Here is a 15,233-nt window from a genome sequence, read left to right on the forward strand (position 1 = left end):
AACGGTCCTGAACGCTTTGCTTTTCCCCCGCCGAAACACCCGCGACAAAAAACTATCGACGCTGTCCGCCATGCATCCACTCTCGTGGACTGACGCCGGTCTTGCGCCGAAATGCCCGGGCGAGCGCCGAAGGGCTTTCATACCCCACTTCATCGGCAATCAGGGCAATGGATTTGCCTTCACGCAAGCGTTTCTGGGCCAGGCTGATGCGCCAGCTCACCAGGTAATCCACCGGGGTCTGCCCCACCACCTGACGAAAGTGTTCGGCAAAACTGGCCCGGGACATGTTGGCTGCCGTCGACAACTCAGCCACGGTCCAGGACTTGCCGGGCGTGTCGTGCATCAGGCTTAACGAGCGTGCCAGGCGGGGGTCGGCGAGACCGGCCATCATGCCGGGGCTTTGTTCGCGATTGGTCAGAATGTGCCGCAGCAACTGGATCACCAGCACTTCGAACAAGCGGTCCATCATCGCTTCGCGACCGCAAATGCCACCGAAGGCTTCGTTGAACAGCCAATCCAGCGTACCGGCCATGGTCGGCACTTCATCGAGATCAAGCACCAGGTAATCGGGCAACGCCGCCGCGAGCGCATTCCCCGCACCGCCATCGAACGTCAGCGAGGCGCACACCAGTTGCGTGTCGGACGTGTCAGCGGCAATCAATCGGTGGCGGTAAGGCCGAGGGAAGAAAATCAAGGTGGGTGTGTTGAGCTCAATCGCGCGCTCATCGGCCAGTTTCAGGGTCAGCTCGCCGGATTGCAGCAGATGGAGGTGCCCGCAGGCCTGATCACCATCAAAACCGGTGGTGCCGCAAAAGGTCCCGCTGTGGAAGGTACCGGCGCTGACGCCGAAATGGCTGAGCAAGGTGGACAAGCGATCCATGGGCAGGCTCCTGGCGGCATATTTGGACGATCAGTCGCATATCCTCGACGATTTGCAGCCAATAGACCAGCACTCGTCATTAGCATGGACCCCGTACCCAGCGCACACCGCGCCGTCATCTACGGAGATCTTCCATGAGCCGCATCAACACCCTGAGCCTCGAACACGCCACCGACACCACTCGCCCGCTGCTGGAAGGCGTGCAGAAAAAAATCGGTTTTTTGCCCAATGTCTTCAAGACCCTGGCGCATGCTCCCGCCGTGCTGTCCTCTTATCTGCAACAGTCTGCGACCCTCGGTAAAACGTCACTGAGCGCCACCGAGAAAGAAGCGATCTTCCTCGCCACGTCCCAGGTGAATGGGTGCGACTACTGCCTCGCGGCCCACACATTGTTTGCCGGCAAGGCCGGGTTATCCGCGCAAGACATCCTCAGCGCCCGCAGCGGCCAGCTCAATGCCTTTGCCACCCTCGCCCGGCAGATCACCGAAAGCCGTGGCCACCTGGGCAGCGAGCAGATCGCAGCGGCACGGGCAGCCGGGATCAACGACAGCAAGATCGTCGAAGTGATCGCTCACGTGGCCTCGCAGACCTTGACCAATTACCTCAACAACGTCGCCCTGACCGAGATTGATTTTCCGGCCATCGATGCTTGAACGACTGTCTATTCGGGAGAACCGCTGATGAACACCGTGACGCTCTATACCACTGACACTTGCCCGTATTGCCGCAACGCCAAGATTTTGCTGGCCAGCCGAGGCATTGCGGCACAGGAAATAAACGTTCAATCGGAACCTGGGAAGTTCGAGGAGATGCTCAGCCGTAGCGGTCGCCGCAGCGTGCCGCAGATTTTTATCGGTGATGTGCATGTTGGTGGGTTTGACGAGCTGGCCAAACTTGATCGTCAGGGGGGGTTGATGTCGATGCTTGCTTGAGGCCGGTGATTTTTTTGGGGGTGTACATATCCGTTGTTGTGGTAACGGCGGCTAATGGTTCCGCTTTTACAGCGGGTTACTTGGAAAAGCGCCAAGTAACCAAGCGCCTGCGCCCCTGACGTACGGTGGCTCGCTAATGCTCGCCATGCCCTCACTCCGGTCCTGCTCCGTGGGCCCGCCGCCATCGGCCATCCATGGCCGGGGGCGGCTAACCCGGCATCCATGCCGGGTTGCCCACTGCGCAGAACCTCCTCTCGGCCTTCCGACGGGGCAGATCAAGATCAAAAACCAAAACGAGGCGGCCTGCCAACCGACCTGTTTCTTTGCTCGTACGCATTCCCCTGTAGGAGCCGGCTTGCTGGCGATGGACGTCAACGATAATGCGGGCTGTCTGAATAAACGCGTTGTTCGGACGTTTTTCGCCAGCAAGCCGGCTCCTACAGTTGATCTTATTTATCCAGACACCTATGCATTTCCCTTGTAGGAGCTGGCTGGCTGGCGATGGACGTCAACGATAATGCGGGCTGTCTGAATAAACGCGTTGTTCGGACGTTTTTCGCCAGCAAGCCGGCTCCTACAGTTGATCTTATTTATCCAGACACCGATGCATTCCCCTTGTAGGAGCTGGCTTGCCGGCGATGGACGTCAACGATAATGCGGGCTGTCTGAATGAACGTGTTGTCCGGACGTTTTTCGCCAGCAAGCCGGCTCCTACAGTTGATCTTATTTATCCAGACACCTATGCATTTCCCTTGTAGGAGCTGGCTTGCCGGCGATGGACGTCAACGATAATGCGGGCTGTCTGAATGAACGTGTTGTCCGGTCGTTTTTCGCCAGCAAGCCGGCTCCTACAGTTGATCTTATTTATCCAGACACCTATGCATTTCCCTTGTAGGAGCCCGCTGGCTGGCGATGGACGTCAACGATAACGCGGGCTGTCTGAATGAACGCGGTGCCTACACGCTTTTCGCGAGCAGGCTCGCTCCTACAGGGGGGCGGCATACGCTTTTGATTTTCACCACTCATCAGGCCGAGCGTTAGCTCGCCTTCAGCTTTTGATCTGAGCGCCCCCTCGAGAGGCCGAGCGCAGGTTCTGCGTAGTGGGCAACCCGGCATGGATGCCGGGTTAGCCGCCCCCGGCCAGGGATGGCCGATGGCGGCGGGCCCACGGAGCAGGACCGGAGCGAGGGCATGCCGAGCATTAGCGAGGCACCGAACGAAAGGGGCAAGAGCCCTTGGTTACTTGGGGCTCTTCCAAGTGACTCGCCGTAAGGGCGAAACCAATAGCGGCCATAACCGCAGAAATGGATATGTACACCTGTAAGAAAATAGTCGTCGGATAGACCGCTATCGCCGGCAAGCCAGCTCCTACAGGGGCCGGGTACATCCGCAAGAGTCGGGGCATATGGGCAAACACGCAAAGGGCGCTCTATGATTGAACCCTATGACCACGTCGATGCCGATCCGCCAACCCTGCCCGCCCGGTGCCTGCAACTGCGAGCGTGAACCGCTGCTGGAAAAAGCGGGCGCGGACCTGCGCATCCTGTTCCTGACCCGCACCGAGGAAAAACGCCTGCTCGACCGCCTGGAAAATCTCCAGAGCCTGAGCGACCTCGAACGGCTGCAACAGCGGATGTTCGAACAACTGGGCATCCGGGTCGAAATCGCCCCCGGCTTCAACGAAGTCCGCACCATGCGCGGCATCGTCATCTCCATCGACGAATTGCCGGGGCTGTGCCGCAAAACCCGCCAGGCGATCCCGGCCGCGATTCGTCGCGGGCTGGAGAAACGGCCGGAAATCGCCTACGAACTGCTCAACGCCAACGACCTGTTGCGCGACACTTGACGGCTGAATGCCCCCCAACAATCCCGAATGCCACGAAAGAGGATCAGCGGTCGTACGCGAATCCCGGCGCGCTGCTATGCCTTCTCAAAGGGAGAAAGACATTCAAGCCCGTCAGGATGAAGCGCGAAACAGGCGTGACCGTGGTCCCGGCGCCAGCCAGGTGCGCGAAGAGCAACAGGTGCCAATCCCTGTCAGGAGGTGGCAGATGTTATTCATGGTCAGTTGGTCAATCAGTCCGCAAAACCGCAACAGCGTGATCAAGCGCTTTCTCGAGACCCAAGGTGCCCCGCCCCCCGGCGTCAAGATGCTCGGGCGCTGGCATGCCGTCGGTGGCTCGAGCGGTTTTGGCATCGCGGAAACCGACGATGTCGTACAGATTCAAAAATGGGTACTGCAATGGAGTGACCTGATGAGCATGGAGGTTCATGCGGCACTCACCGATGATCAGGCTGGGCCGCTGCTGGCGGCGGCTGTCGGCAAGTAATAGTCGCCCCGGGGCGGCGAGTGCTGCTCGCCGCCCCGGCACCTTGTCAGCGCTTCCAGCACTCTGAATAGCGCACAGTTTGGACAGTTCCAGGTTCTACTTCTTCATTCCCACCCGCCGCCGCATCTCGGCGGTGATTGCCTGTTTTGTTTTCTTCAGATCAGCCCAAGGTTCATTGCCCACCTCGGCCAGTCGTTCATGCACTGTGTGCACATTCCACTGATTGCCGCCCCTGAGCCCGGCCACCTCCTCGCGAAAAATCGGCATCGACACCGGCAACCCTTCGCGGGTGCGCACGGCGTAGGCGCAAATGGTGGTGGCGCCGAGGCCGTTGCGCAGGTAATCGATGAAAATCCGCCCGACCCGGTTCTTCGGCCCCGACACCGCTGAAAAGCGCTCCGGCAACAACTTGGCCATGTGACTGACGATCGCGTGACTGAAATCCTTGACCTCTTCCCAACCGAGTTTGCGGGTCAGCGGCACCACAATGTGAATGCCCTTGCCGCCGCTGGTCTTGAGAAAGGATTTGAGCCCCAATTCATCGAGCACCGACAGCGTCAGTTGGGTCGCCTCGACCATGCTTTTCCACGGCAGAGCCGGGTCCGGATCAAGGTCAAGTACAAAGCGGTCCGGCTTGTCCAGTTTGTCGCAAGTCGCGTTCCAGGTGTGCAGCTCCACGGTACTCATCTGCACCGCGCCGATCAGCGCTTCGGCGCTGTTGATGATCATGATCGGCTGGCCGGTGAGTGCTTTGTCCAGAGTGGCAATACCTGGAATCGCCAGGTGCTCGGCGTTCTTCTGAAAGAACAATTCACCGGCAATGCCGTCCGGTGCACGGACCAGCGCCACGGGTCGGTCTTTCAGTTCGGGCAGAATCCATTCGGCGACGCTGGCGTAATACTCCGCCAGTTGCACTTTGGTGGTGCCACTGCTGGCATCGATCACCCGATCCGGATGAGTGATGCGCACCTTGCCTTCGCCCAAGCCAAGTTGTGAGGGCGCGGACGCATTTTTTTCCGGGGCTTTCTTTTGGCGGGCAACAGGTTTTTCTGCCGTGCTTTTCTTCACCACTTTGGGACGCTCCTCGGTGATGCCCCGGGCCGGTTTGTCGTCGCGCAAACCATGGAACACGGCATGGCGCACCGAACCTTCCCTGGTCATTTCGGCGAAGGCTATTTCCGCCAGCAACGTGGGTTTGAGCCAATGCACACCTTTGACGTCAAAACCGGTCGGTGGATTGACCACCGATGGCTTCTTCGCCTGCAACGGTTTCAGTTGTTCGTAAATGCTTTTAAGCGTTGTCTCGTTGAAGCCGGTGCCGACCTTGCCGGCATAACGCAACTCACCGCTGTCACGGTCATGCAACCCCAGCAACAAAGCGCCAAACGCATTGCGCGACCCTTTCGGATCGGTGTAGCCAACCACCACAAACTCTTGCCGATGTTTGCACTTGAGCTTGATCCAGTCACTGCTGCGGCGCGACACGTAGGGTGAACCCAGGCGTTTGCCGATCAGCCCTTCCATCTGCATCTGGCAGGCGCTGTTGAGCAAGGCATCGGGTTCTTCGGCGAACGCATCGGAGAAACGCAGCAAAGGGTCTTCGTTCGGTTTGAGCACCGTCGCCAGCGCGACCCGACGTTCTTCAACCGGCACCTCGCGCAGGTCCACGCCGTTGAGGTAAGGCATGTCAAACAGGTAGTAAAGAATGTTGTCGCTACGCCCTGAGTCGAAGGCGTTTTGCAGCGCTTGAAAGTCCGGCACGCCCTGCTCGTCGGCAACCACCATCTCACCGTCGAGCCACGCTGATTCCAATTGCAGCGAAGCCAGCGCCTCGGCTTGTTTCGGCAGTTTGTGGGTCCAGTCGTGACCATTGCGAGTGAAGAGTCTGACCTCGCCATGGTCGATGCGAGCCAGGATCCGATAGCCGTCGAACTTGATCTCATAGCTCCATTGGCCATCCGGGGCTTTTTCGACCAGCGTCGCCAGTTCGGGTTTGATCAGGTCGGGCAGTTTCGCTTTGTGCGCTCCGGTTAGCTGCGCCGACTGTTGTTTAGCCCCGGCTTTGCGTGCCGGCTTTTTGATGGGCGTAGGCTTGTCCGCGGTTTTCGACTTTTTCGGGATCAGCGTCCGGTCGCTGAGCACACTGTCCGGCTCGGCAGCGACCACGTCGTAATCGCTTTCGGGTTTGGCCGCGCTGTCCTGATGCTTTATCAGAAACCATTGTTCCTGCTTGCCCGGCATGTGCGTGCGAACGAGGTTCCACAGGCCGCCGAGCTTCTCGCCCTGCAACTCGAACTTGAGTTTGCCCTTGGCGTAGGCCGTGGCCGGATCTTCCTGCGGAATCCACACGCCACGGTCCCAGACGATCACGTCACCGGCGCCGTAGTGACCTTCGGGAATGTTGCCCTCGAAGGTCGCATAGTCAATCGGATGATCTTCGACATGCACCGCCAGGCGCTTGACCTTGGGGTCCAGCGACGGTCCTTTCGGCACCGCCCAGCTTTTCAGCGCGCCATCGAGCTCCAGGCGAAAGTCATAATGCAGGCGCGAGGCGTCGTGCTTCTGGATACAGAACTGCAAGGCGTGGTCGTTTGCGGTTTTCTTGCCCGAGCGTCTGGCGACCGGTTCAGAGGTCGCCGAAAAGTCGCGCATGCGATTGTAGTCGTCCAGGTTCTTGTTCATGGCTCACCCGCCCGCAGCAGATTCAACGCTTGCGCCGATGCCCGGACTGATGCGCGTCACGATCAGCGCAACCACCGCAATCCGCTCCACGCGCTGGTAGCCGGGGTTCAACAACTCTTCGCCGAACACGTCGGGATCGATTTCGCGATAGGTCCAGCCGCACCGCGCCGCTTCCAGATAGGGGGTTACCGCCTCCAGAAACGGATCGCGGCCCTCCACCATCGCGACGCCGGTGTACAGCACCAGGGAGCCGCCGGGCGCCAGGCGATTCAGCGCCTGCTCGACGATGCGCAACGACAACTGCGCGCCGAACGCACCGCCGCCATGGCGATACGCGCGCTCAGCCGGGTCCGCCATGTACGGTGGGTTGGCGACGATCAGGTCGAAGGTGCCGTCGACATCCTGTAGCACGTCGCTGGTCTCGATGCTGACGTTGGCCACTTCGGCGAGCGCGGTATTCACCGCCGTCAGGCGCAGCGCCGCCGGGTTGATATCGACCGCCAAAACTTCGGCTTCGCGGCGTGCGCGGGCGATCACAATCGCGCCGACACCGGCACCGCAGCCGATGTCCACGGCGCGCCTGATCGGTGCGAAGCTCTGTTGCAGATGGCCGTGGATCAGTTGAGCAAACCGGTAAGTGTCGGGGCCGAAGAATACCGAGTCCGCCGCTTCGGTAGGGAAGCTCGAATGTACGAACAACAGCTCGTCCAGGCTTGACCAGCGCACCCGGCTTGCCAGCCGACCGCTGCGTTCTTCGAGGATGCCCGCCTGTAGCAACTGACGCTGTTCATCGGCTGACAACAGCCCCGGAGCAAATACCCTGGACCAGCCGAAAACATCGCGAAGGTTCGCGGCGAGCTGTCCTTGGGCGCGAGCATTGACCCGCTCATGCGTCAGCGGCGTCGGCGTGATAAAGCGGTAACCGTCAGCCTGCAAACGGCGCCCCAGTTGCAGCAAGGCCAGATCGTCGGCGCTCAGATGAGCTTCCTGATTCATGAAAACGCTCCCCTATCTCAGGCTGGATCTGAGTTCGATAAATCTTCGCGTGGCCGTCAGTCCGGCGGGATGAGCGTGTCGGTGAGCACACAGCCATGGAATCAACGCGTGCATCTGCTCGTTCGCGGACAGTCCTTGCAGCGCCGCTTGCAGGCTCTGGATGTCCGGGTCATTGGCTGGCACGGGAGGTTCTGACGAGGCGCCAGAGCGGCGTCGAACGGCAGCCACCGAACGCTCAGGCTTCCAGTCCCCGGCGATCCAGTCGTGCAGCAGTTGTTTTTCATACGGGCTGAACACCCCAAACATGGCGGCGCCGTCGCCCTCGATCAACTGCCAGAAGCGGCTGTGCTGCGGGTCCTGATGGCGCTTGATCCAGCCCTTGTTTTCCATGGCAGCGAGAAAGCCGGGCAACTGCTGCGGTGCGCACAACCACTGATTGACGGTCTTGCCGTCCAATCGGCAGTAGTCCGAATGCATGTGTTGGCCAAACGGGCGTTTGCGCTCCAGCATGCTCAATACTTCACCGTAGAGGTCGAATGACTCGATGATCGCGCGACTGCCCTGCCCCAGGTCATTGAGCCGGTAACCGAGGGCAACGCGGCGCAGAAAGTCCTCGCGATCACCCTCGATCGGCAACAACTGCAACACCGACTGCACGGCTTTTTGCGCGTGCCCGGTGCTGGCGTTGTCGATGGTCACGTGCAGGGTGAAGTAGTACGGATCGATGCCCAATTCGCTGAGCTCGTAGGCGCTGATCAGCAAATGCAGGGGCAGTTGTTCATAGCCGAGGTTGTAACCGATCACCTCGGGCAAAAACGCGTCGCTGCATTCCCCCAAGGCCAGTTGTATTGCGCCTTGCAGGTAATACTCGTCGGCGATCACGCCGCGGTCCTGCAAACCGTGTTCGGCGAGGAGTTTGCGATAGATGACCACGTGATTCTGCGTCGGGTTGCCCTCGCCCAACTCCTCCAGATAGGTGCACACCAGCCCTTCGAAACGCGGGTCGCGCCAGTGCCGCAGCAAGCCATACAACCAGGCGCCATCCACTAGTTTGGTCGGGGCAACGGCTTGCAGGAAAAACAGCGCGTGCGCCTTGTTGCTGAAAAATTGCCGTGGCCCGCCGTCCTTGCGGGCTTTCAGGTAGTCGGCGTATTGGTGAGCCACGTGGGCGCTGTGCTGTTCAACGAAAGATTGCAGGGCCGACAAGTCGTGCGGCAGTTCGTCGGGCAGATCGGCGGCCTGTTGCAGCTGCACGTCGAGGAAGGCGTGGCCGAGCGCACGGCGTTGCTCGCCATCGTCGCTCATCAGCAGTTGCTCGTAGCACTGCTTCTGGCTGCCGGCGGTCGGGATAGCGAGCTCATGGGCAGGCTGGGATTCGAGTCGTGTCAGTGCAGTCATGGTGCGCATCTCTCGGTTCAAGGCCAATGGCGGGACGCTGGATCAGCACGTCTCTACAGCAGCAGAGCGATACGCCCGGAAAAAAATTCAATCGGGGTTGAAACTGCCCTGACAGACGGACAGATGACCGGGCACTGGTCACGCCAGCAAGTGAATATACTCAGCGGATGTGGACGCATCCTGCGGAGAGCAATCATGCGAACGGTTCACGTCATCACCCCCGAAAAAACCCCGGGGCCGGTCAATGTGGTGGGTGAGGCGATCACGGTTCTCGCCGGCGGCGATCTGAGCAAACCCTTTGAAATGCATATTCAGGAAGGCGTGCAAGGGGGCGGGCCGCCACTGCATTTCCATCCGTGGGACGAAGCTTTCTACGTTACCGACGGGCAGGTCGAAGTAACCGTCGAGGGCAAGTCCACCACCGTTTCTGCCGGCGGCTACGTGCATATTCCCGGTGGGTCGATCCATGCCTACAAGAACATCAGCGCGACCGCGAGGATGATTGGCGTGGTGTCCGATCCGCGCGGCGGTCAGTTTTTTACGGCGGTGGACCGGCTGAGGGTGCCGGAGGATTTGCCGCGAATCCTGGAGATTGCCGAAGCTCACGGGGTTACGTTTCTGATTCCGAAATCACCGCAGCCTCTGTAGGAGCCAGGCTTGCCGGCGAAAGGGCCTGTCAGTACGCCTTCGCCGGCAAGCCTGGCTCCTACAAAAAGCTATCAGTCAAACCGCGCCACCCTTGGCCTGCTGCTCCAGATGCACCTGCAAATCCGGATCTATCTGCAACGCCGCCGCCAGTTCATCCAGGTAGCTGCGCTCGGCGTCTTGCTGATCGTCCACCAGCATCACGCTGGCCAGGTACATTTCCGCCGCCATCGCCGGGTCCGTCGCCGATTGCGCCACATCCGCGGGATCCAGCGGCCGGGCGACTTCATCATCCAGCCATTGCTGCAGTTCCGGGTCATCGGTGTGGCGGCCGATTTCAGTGCTGATCATTTGTTTCTCGGCGTCGTCGATCCGACCATCGGCCTTCGCCGCCGCGATCAATGCGCGCAGGACCGCGTGGCTGTGGTCCTCGACTTCCGGGCCGGAGAGCAGATCCACGGTGCGCGGCGCCTGTTGCGGCGCGGCCGCCTGACTGTTTTGCCAGGCCTGATACGCCTGAAAAGCCATCATCCCCAGAGACGCCAACGCCGCGTAGTTGGTGCCCCCACCCGAGCGACGCTGGGTCGCGCCACCCATGGCCGAACCGCCGCCCAGCAAGCCTCCGAGCAAGCCGCCCAACCCGGCGTTTGCACCGCCACCGCCACCGCCGCCCAACAGGCCACCGAGTAACCCGCCAAGACCGCCGCCCATGCCGCCTTGAGGTGCGCCGCCACCTTGCTGCGTCATCGAGCCCTGGCCGGCTCGCAAGAGTTGTTCGAGCAAATCGCTGGTGTTCATGACGACGTCCTCATCGGTTGGAGTTATCCAGTCAGGCAACGATAGTCCTCGTACGCCGTTGCGCCATTACCGTTTGGCTGACTTCGCTGTCTGTGGTGTTCAAGCGTTTTGGGGGGGTATCCATTATTTTTGTGATGGCGGCTGGCGGTTTCGCCCTTACGGCGAGTCACTTGGAAGAGCCCCAAGTAACCAAGGGCTCTTGCCCCTTTCGTTCGGTGCCTCGCCTAGGCTCGGCATGCCCTCGCTCCGGTCCTGCTCCGTGGGCCCGCCGCCATCGGCCATCCATGGCCGGGGGCGGCTAACCCGGCATCCATGCCGGGTTGCCCACTACACAGAACCTCCACTCGGCCTCTCGAGGGGGCGCTCAGATCAAAAGCTGAAGGCGAGCTAACGCTCGGCCTGATGAGTGGTGAAAAGCGAAAGCGTACGCGATTTCCTGTAGGAGCCGGCTTGCCGGCGAAAAGCGTTTGGGCGACGCGTTCATTCAGACAGCCCTCGTTATCGTTGACGTCCATCGCCAGCAAGCTGGCTCCTACCATTTTGAATCGTGTGAACCCAATCCCTGTAGGAGCCGGCTTGCTGGCGATGGCGCCCGTCCCGCCAATACATACGTTGACTGAATCACCGCTATCGCCAGCAAGCCGGCTCCTACAGGGGTGGCGTACGATCAAAGGGGCAGGTCGGCCGGCAGGCCGCCTCGCTTTGGCTTTTGCTTTGGCTTTTGATCTTGATCTGCCCCGTCGGAAGGCCGAGCGCAGGTTCTGCGCAGTGGGCAACCCGGCATGGATGCCGGGTTAGCCGCCCCCGGCCACGGATGGCCGATGGCGGCGGGCCCACGGAGCAGGACCGGAGCGAGGGCATGGCGAGCCTTAGCGAGCCACCGTACGTCAGGGGCAAAGCCTTTTGGTTCCTTTTCGGCGTTTGGAAAAGGGACTCGCTGTAAGAGCGAAACCAATAGCCGCCGTTACCGCTGGAATGGATATGTACACCCTCAAAAAATCCGTCACCTGACACAAAGCCTTCGCGAGCAAGTCGAATCGTCGCACCGCCGCTCCCACAAGGGTTCCGAGTACATCCGCAAGCGCAGTCCGACAGAGGCATTTCCTAAGTGAAGGATTTCATACCCAGCACCACAGTATTTTTTGACGACCCAGCTAAGATTTACAGACGGTGAACCTTATTCCCGGATTTCCGGTCGATACCTGCAACCCGACCCGGTTCGCCACCGCCCCCGATAAACGAGGGTGATGACTGGCTTGCTTCACTTTCTGGAGAACGCCCCCGTGATATCCACCCTACACATCGCCAGGCTCAAAGCATGGGGCGCCCATGGTTTTACCGCCACTGGCGTAGTCACAGCCTTCCTCGCCACCCTCGCCCTGCTGGAAAACCAGCCCACCAATTGCCTGCTGTGGCTGGGCGTCGCACTGATCGTCGACGGGCTCGACGGCGCACTGGCGCGCAAGGTCAATGTGCAGTCGGTGTTGCCAAGCTTCGACGGCTCGATCCTTGACCTCGTCATCGATTACCTGACGTACGTGTTTATCCCGGCACTGTTTATCTATCGTTACATCCCGTTGCCGGACTACACCCTGCTGCTGACCGTGTCGCTGATTCTGGTCTCGTCGCTGTTCTGCTTCTGCAACGTCAACATGAAAAGCAAAGACAACTACTTCCAGGGCTTCCCCGCCGCGTGGAACGTGGTTGCGCTGTGCCTGTACATCATCGCCCCGTCGCCGTGGATCACCCTGCTCACCGTCATCGGCCTGGCGTTACTGACCGTGACCCGGATGAAATTCCTGCACCCGTTTCGCGTGCGCCGGTTCATGCCGATCAACATCGCCGTGACGGCCATCTGGTTGCTGTGCAGCTTGTCGCTGGTGATCAATCATCCGGTGATCAACCCGATGGTCATGGGGCTCTGGTTGCTGATGTCGGCCTACTTCCTGGGGATTTGCATCTGGCGCACGGCGATGGAATGGTTTGACGGCTCGCGGCACCCATAAGCCATGCCCATTCATATCGTACGACTCGGCTCACCGCGCCTGCCCGATGAAGGCCTTCGGTTAGGCACCGTACGCCGCCCGCCTCGTGGCGTGCCGAAGGCTGAGTTTGCCCGCCGGGATTTTTATGATGTGTGGCAACCGCTGCTGTCGCCCAGCGCTGAATTAGTCGCCGAAGCCAAGGCGGCGGCAGATGAAAAAACCTGGGAGGGCTTCAAGCGCAAGTTCAAGGCTGAAATGAATCAGCCTGCGCCCAGCCAGTTGCTGGATCTGTTGGCGGCCCTCTCCCATCAAACCTCGCTGGCCGTCGGCTGCTATTGCGAAGATGAAGCGCACTGCCATCGCTCGGTATTGCGCGAACTGCTGGAAGCACGCGGCGCCAAGATTATTTAAATTCCAAAACCCCACAAATCCCCTGTAGGAGCCGGCTTGCTGGCGATGGCGTTCTGTCAGTCAAACTAATGGTCACTGGACGGACGCTAGCGCCAGCAAGCCGGCTCCTACAAGGGATCGCGTCGTTCTCAAGGTTGATGTTCATAGTGTGATCGCCTTATCCCCCCGCCCCGCTCCCGCCTGACCAGACGACAGGTTGATCATGGTCAATACTCAATGGGTTGAATGCCTGTCGAATGACCCTGACGCTCGTTTACCCACGGGAGGTTTGTCATGTCTGAGCAATCACGTTTCATGCTGGTCGCCTCACCCCTGATGGAACACAGCCCCGCCTTCGACAGGGCCGCAGCGCTGGCCAAGGCCGAAGACGCGGCGCTGCACATCGTTGCGTTCGATTATCTGGAAGGTCTGGCGACCGCCAGTCTGGTCAATGAAAAGGCCCTGGAGCAGATGCGCCTGGGCTATGTCGATCGACACCGTCAATGGCTTGAGGACCAGGCGCGGCCCTTGCGCAAGATCGGGGTGCACGTCACCACTGAAGTGACGTGGGTCGAACGGCCGCTGGAGGAAATCCTGATTCACTTGAAAGAGCAGCCGATGGACGTGCTGATCAAGGCGCTGGAGCCGCATTCGATGCTCTCAAGGCTGATGTTCACGCCACTCGACGTGCATTTGCTGCGGGAATGCCCGGTGCCGTTGCACTTTGTCAGCCATGCCGCGCATGCCTTGCCGCGCAAGATCGTCGCGGCGGTCGACCCGTTCCATCGTGATGATCACTACAAAAGCTTCAACGACCGCATTCTGCACGAAGCGGCGAAACTGGCGAGCGCCTGTAATGCCGAGCTGGATGTGGTCTATGCCTATGACCTGTCATCGATCAGCGCCGATGAATTCGGCTTCGACAACGGTTCGGCGTTTTTCTCGTCGGGCAAAGCCAGGACCCTGTTCGACTACCAGGAAGCCGCCTTCAACGAACTGGCCGAACGCAACGGCATCGCGCCGCAGCAACGGCACATGATCATGGGCAACCCGGTAAAGGTCCTGACCCGCTACGCCGATGCCTGCGACATCGACGTGATCGTCATGGGCCGCATCGGCCATCGCGGCCTGGGCAGGCTGATCGGCAGCACGGTGGAGCACCTGCTGTACAAAATGCCGTGCAGCGTCTGGGTGGTGTACAGCGAGCGGTTGGATGAGTAATCCGGCACGCCGAAAAACCGGGAACTCGACGTGAACCCTGTAGGAGCTGCGATACGGTGGCCCGACTTGCCAGCGATGGCGGTCTGCCAGTTAACACGATGGTAACTGGACGGACGCTATCGCCGGCAAGCCAGCTCCTACAAGGGGGCGTGGTGCTTTTCAGCGTCGGGTGATCACCACTTCAAGGTATTCACTCGGCACCACCAGCGATTTTTCACCCGTGCGGTTCAAGCGGTTGATCAGCTCGGTCAGGTCACCTTCAAGGGCCTGCGCGCCTTCGGGGGGCAGCGCCGCGAACGCCTTGTGGACCGGGCCATACCAGGTGCGGAACGTGTCGATGAAATGCGCGGCCGAACGGTAGCGGAAATTGAAAAACCGCCGCGTCACCTGAAGCAGAAACTCGCGCTCATCAAAGTGCTTATGCAGCCAGGCCTCGGAACCCCAGTTCGACGGTGGTTGTGCCCCCGGCGGAGGTGGCATGTGCCGGCCCAGGGTCTTGAACATCTGGCCGACGAAACCTTCGGGCGTCCAGTTGGCGAGGCCGATCCGGCCGCCCGGACGACAGACCCGCGCCAGCTCGGCGGCAGCCTTGGACTGGTCCGGTGCGAACATCACGCCGAAGGTCGACAGCACGGCATCGAAACTGCCGTCCTCGAACGGCAGCGCCTCGGCATCCGCCACTTGAAAGGTCACCTCCAGGCGCTCCGCCCGGGCCCGGTCTTCGCCGCGCTCCAGCAGCGCGGCGACGTAGTCGGTGGACGTGACGTGGGCACCCCGACGCGCGGCCGCCAATGTCGCGTTGCCGTTGCCGGCGGCGACGTCCAGCACGCGTTCGTCGCAAAGCAGGTCGCAGGCTTCGGCAAGCTGCTCGCCGACAATCTGCAAGGTGGTGCCGATCACGGCATAGTCGCCACTGGCCCAGGCGGCCATCTGACGGTTTTTCAAGGCAGTGAGATCAATGGGAGTACTCATCAAA

The 15,233-nt window shown here is 60.5% G+C and carries 14 protein-coding genes; 8 read left to right on the plus strand and 6 right to left on the minus strand.

Annotated elements, in window-relative coordinates; genetic code table 11:
• Nucleotides 1-52: 52 nt before the first annotated feature.
• Entirely contained in the window at nt 53-880 is an 828-nt protein-coding gene (locus IB254_RS18375) for an AraC family transcriptional regulator (protein ID WP_008033956.1), read from the minus strand.
• A gap of 134 nt (nt 881-1,014) precedes the next feature.
• On the opposite strand from IB254_RS18375, the gene IB254_RS18380 reads away from it, so the two are divergent.
• The 4 genes from IB254_RS18380 to IB254_RS18395 all read left to right on the plus strand — a co-directional run bounded on the left by IB254_RS18380 (nt 1,015) and on the right by IB254_RS18395 (nt 4,142).
• Nucleotides 1,015-1,533 carry a carboxymuconolactone decarboxylase family protein gene (locus IB254_RS18380; RefSeq protein ID WP_008041063.1) on the plus strand — a complete coding sequence of 173 codons (519 nt, stop codon included), beginning with the start codon at nt 1,015-1,017 and terminating at the stop codon, nt 1,531-1,533.
• Nucleotides 1,534-1,560: 27 nt separating this feature from the next.
• The gene (gene grxC / locus IB254_RS18385) at nt 1,561-1,812 is read left to right on the plus strand and encodes a glutaredoxin 3 (RefSeq protein WP_008033960.1); all 252 of its coding nucleotides are present in this window, start codon (nt 1,561-1,563) and stop codon (nt 1,810-1,812) included.
• Between the two features lie 1,444 nt (nt 1,813-3,256).
• A complete protein-coding gene (locus IB254_RS18390; protein ID WP_192418574.1) occupies nt 3,257-3,658 on the plus strand; it encodes a hypothetical protein in 402 nt (133 codons plus the stop codon).
• A 205-nt stretch (nt 3,659-3,863) separates the two neighbouring features.
• Nucleotides 3,864-4,142 (plus strand): DUF3303 domain-containing protein, encoded by a 279-nt coding sequence (locus IB254_RS18395; RefSeq protein ID WP_192418576.1) that lies wholly within the window; start codon nt 3,864-3,866, stop codon nt 4,140-4,142.
• A gap of 96 nt (nt 4,143-4,238) precedes the next feature.
• Here IB254_RS18395 and ligD read toward each other — a convergent pair whose 3' ends face one another.
• From ligD to IB254_RS18410, 3 genes are read right to left on the minus strand one after another with little or no spacing between them, the layout of a single operon-like run.
• Complete coding sequence (ligD, locus tag IB254_RS18400) at nt 4,239-6,824, minus strand: DNA ligase D (RefSeq protein WP_192418578.1); 2,586 nt, start codon at nt 6,822-6,824, stop codon at nt 4,239-4,241.
• 3 nt (nt 6,825-6,827) lie between these two features.
• A complete protein-coding gene (locus IB254_RS18405) occupies nt 6,828-7,820 on the minus strand; it encodes a methyltransferase (protein ID WP_192418580.1) in 993 nt (330 codons plus the stop codon).
• A gap of 12 nt (nt 7,821-7,832) precedes the next feature.
• Nucleotides 7,833-9,218, minus strand: a complete 1,386-nt coding sequence (locus IB254_RS18410; protein WP_192418582.1) for an iron-containing redox enzyme family protein — start codon at nt 9,216-9,218, stop codon at nt 7,833-7,835.
• A gap of 195 nt (nt 9,219-9,413) precedes the next feature.
• Between IB254_RS18410 and IB254_RS18415 the strand changes: the two genes are divergently transcribed.
• On the plus strand, nt 9,414-9,866 hold the full coding sequence (locus IB254_RS18415) for a cupin domain-containing protein (RefSeq protein ID WP_008034751.1): 453 nt from the start codon (nt 9,414-9,416) through the stop codon (nt 9,864-9,866).
• Nucleotides 9,867-9,941: 75 nt separating this feature from the next.
• On the opposite strand, the gene IB254_RS18420 is transcribed toward IB254_RS18415, so the two are convergent.
• A complete protein-coding gene (locus IB254_RS18420; protein ID WP_192418584.1) occupies nt 9,942-10,661 on the minus strand; it encodes a tellurite resistance TerB family protein in 720 nt (239 codons plus the stop codon).
• Between the two features lie 1,283 nt (nt 10,662-11,944).
• Between IB254_RS18420 and pcsA the strand changes: the two genes are divergently transcribed.
• From pcsA to IB254_RS18435, 3 genes are all read left to right on the plus strand, one after another.
• The gene (gene pcsA, locus IB254_RS18425; protein WP_008028178.1) at nt 11,945-12,667 is read left to right on the plus strand and encodes a phosphatidylcholine synthase; all 723 of its coding nucleotides are present in this window, start codon (nt 11,945-11,947) and stop codon (nt 12,665-12,667) included.
• Between the two features lie 3 nt (nt 12,668-12,670).
• The gene (locus IB254_RS18430; protein ID WP_192418586.1) at nt 12,671-13,057 is read left to right on the plus strand and encodes a DUF488 domain-containing protein; all 387 of its coding nucleotides are present in this window, start codon (nt 12,671-12,673) and stop codon (nt 13,055-13,057) included.
• Between the two features lie 273 nt (nt 13,058-13,330).
• Nucleotides 13,331-14,257, plus strand: a complete 927-nt coding sequence (locus IB254_RS18435) for a universal stress protein (protein ID WP_008043281.1) — start codon at nt 13,331-13,333, stop codon at nt 14,255-14,257.
• Between the two features lie 159 nt (nt 14,258-14,416).
• Here the strand turns inward: IB254_RS18435 and IB254_RS18440 are convergent, their stop codons facing one another.
• Entirely contained in the window at nt 14,417-15,229 is an 813-nt protein-coding gene (locus IB254_RS18440) for a class I SAM-dependent methyltransferase (protein WP_192418588.1), read from the minus strand.
• Nucleotides 15,230-15,233: the final 4 nt, after the last annotated feature.

This window comes from Pseudomonas sp. PDM03 (assembly GCF_014852385.1).
Lineage (GTDB): Bacteria > Pseudomonadota > Gammaproteobacteria > Pseudomonadales > Pseudomonadaceae > Aquipseudomonas > Aquipseudomonas migulae.

Bases quoted from the DNA above. Each gene is read 5' to 3' on its own strand.
- IB254_RS18375 (WP_008033956.1), bottom strand. From the start codon at position 880: ATGGATCGCTTGTCCACCTTGCTCAGCCATTTCGGCGTCAGCGCCGGT.
- IB254_RS18380 (WP_008041063.1), top strand. From the start codon at position 1,015: ATGAGCCGCATCAACACCCTGAGCCTCGAACACGCCACCGACACCACT.
- grxC (WP_008033960.1), top strand. From the start codon at position 1,561: ATGAACACCGTGACGCTCTATACCACTGACACTTGCCCGTATTGCCGC.
- IB254_RS18390 (WP_192418574.1), top strand. From the start codon at position 3,257: ATGACCACGTCGATGCCGATCCGCCAACCCTGCCCGCCCGGTGCCTGC.
- IB254_RS18395 (WP_192418576.1), top strand. From the start codon at position 3,864: ATGTTATTCATGGTCAGTTGGTCAATCAGTCCGCAAAACCGCAACAGC.
- ligD (WP_192418578.1), bottom strand. From the start codon at position 6,824: ATGAACAAGAACCTGGACGACTACAATCGCATGCGCGACTTTTCGGCG.
- IB254_RS18405 (WP_192418580.1), bottom strand. From the start codon at position 7,820: ATGAATCAGGAAGCTCATCTGAGCGCCGACGATCTGGCCTTGCTGCAA.
- IB254_RS18410 (WP_192418582.1), bottom strand. From the start codon at position 9,218: ATGACTGCACTGACACGACTCGAATCCCAGCCTGCCCATGAGCTCGCT.
- IB254_RS18415 (WP_008034751.1), top strand. From the start codon at position 9,414: ATGCGAACGGTTCACGTCATCACCCCCGAAAAAACCCCGGGGCCGGTC.
- IB254_RS18420 (WP_192418584.1), bottom strand. From the start codon at position 10,661: ATGAACACCAGCGATTTGCTCGAACAACTCTTGCGAGCCGGCCAGGGC.
- IB254_RS18430 (WP_192418586.1), top strand. From the start codon at position 12,671: ATGCCCATTCATATCGTACGACTCGGCTCACCGCGCCTGCCCGATGAA.
- IB254_RS18435 (WP_008043281.1), top strand. From the start codon at position 13,331: ATGTCTGAGCAATCACGTTTCATGCTGGTCGCCTCACCCCTGATGGAA.
- IB254_RS18440 (WP_192418588.1), bottom strand. From the start codon at position 15,229: ATGAGTACTCCCATTGATCTCACTGCCTTGAAAAACCGTCAGATGGCC.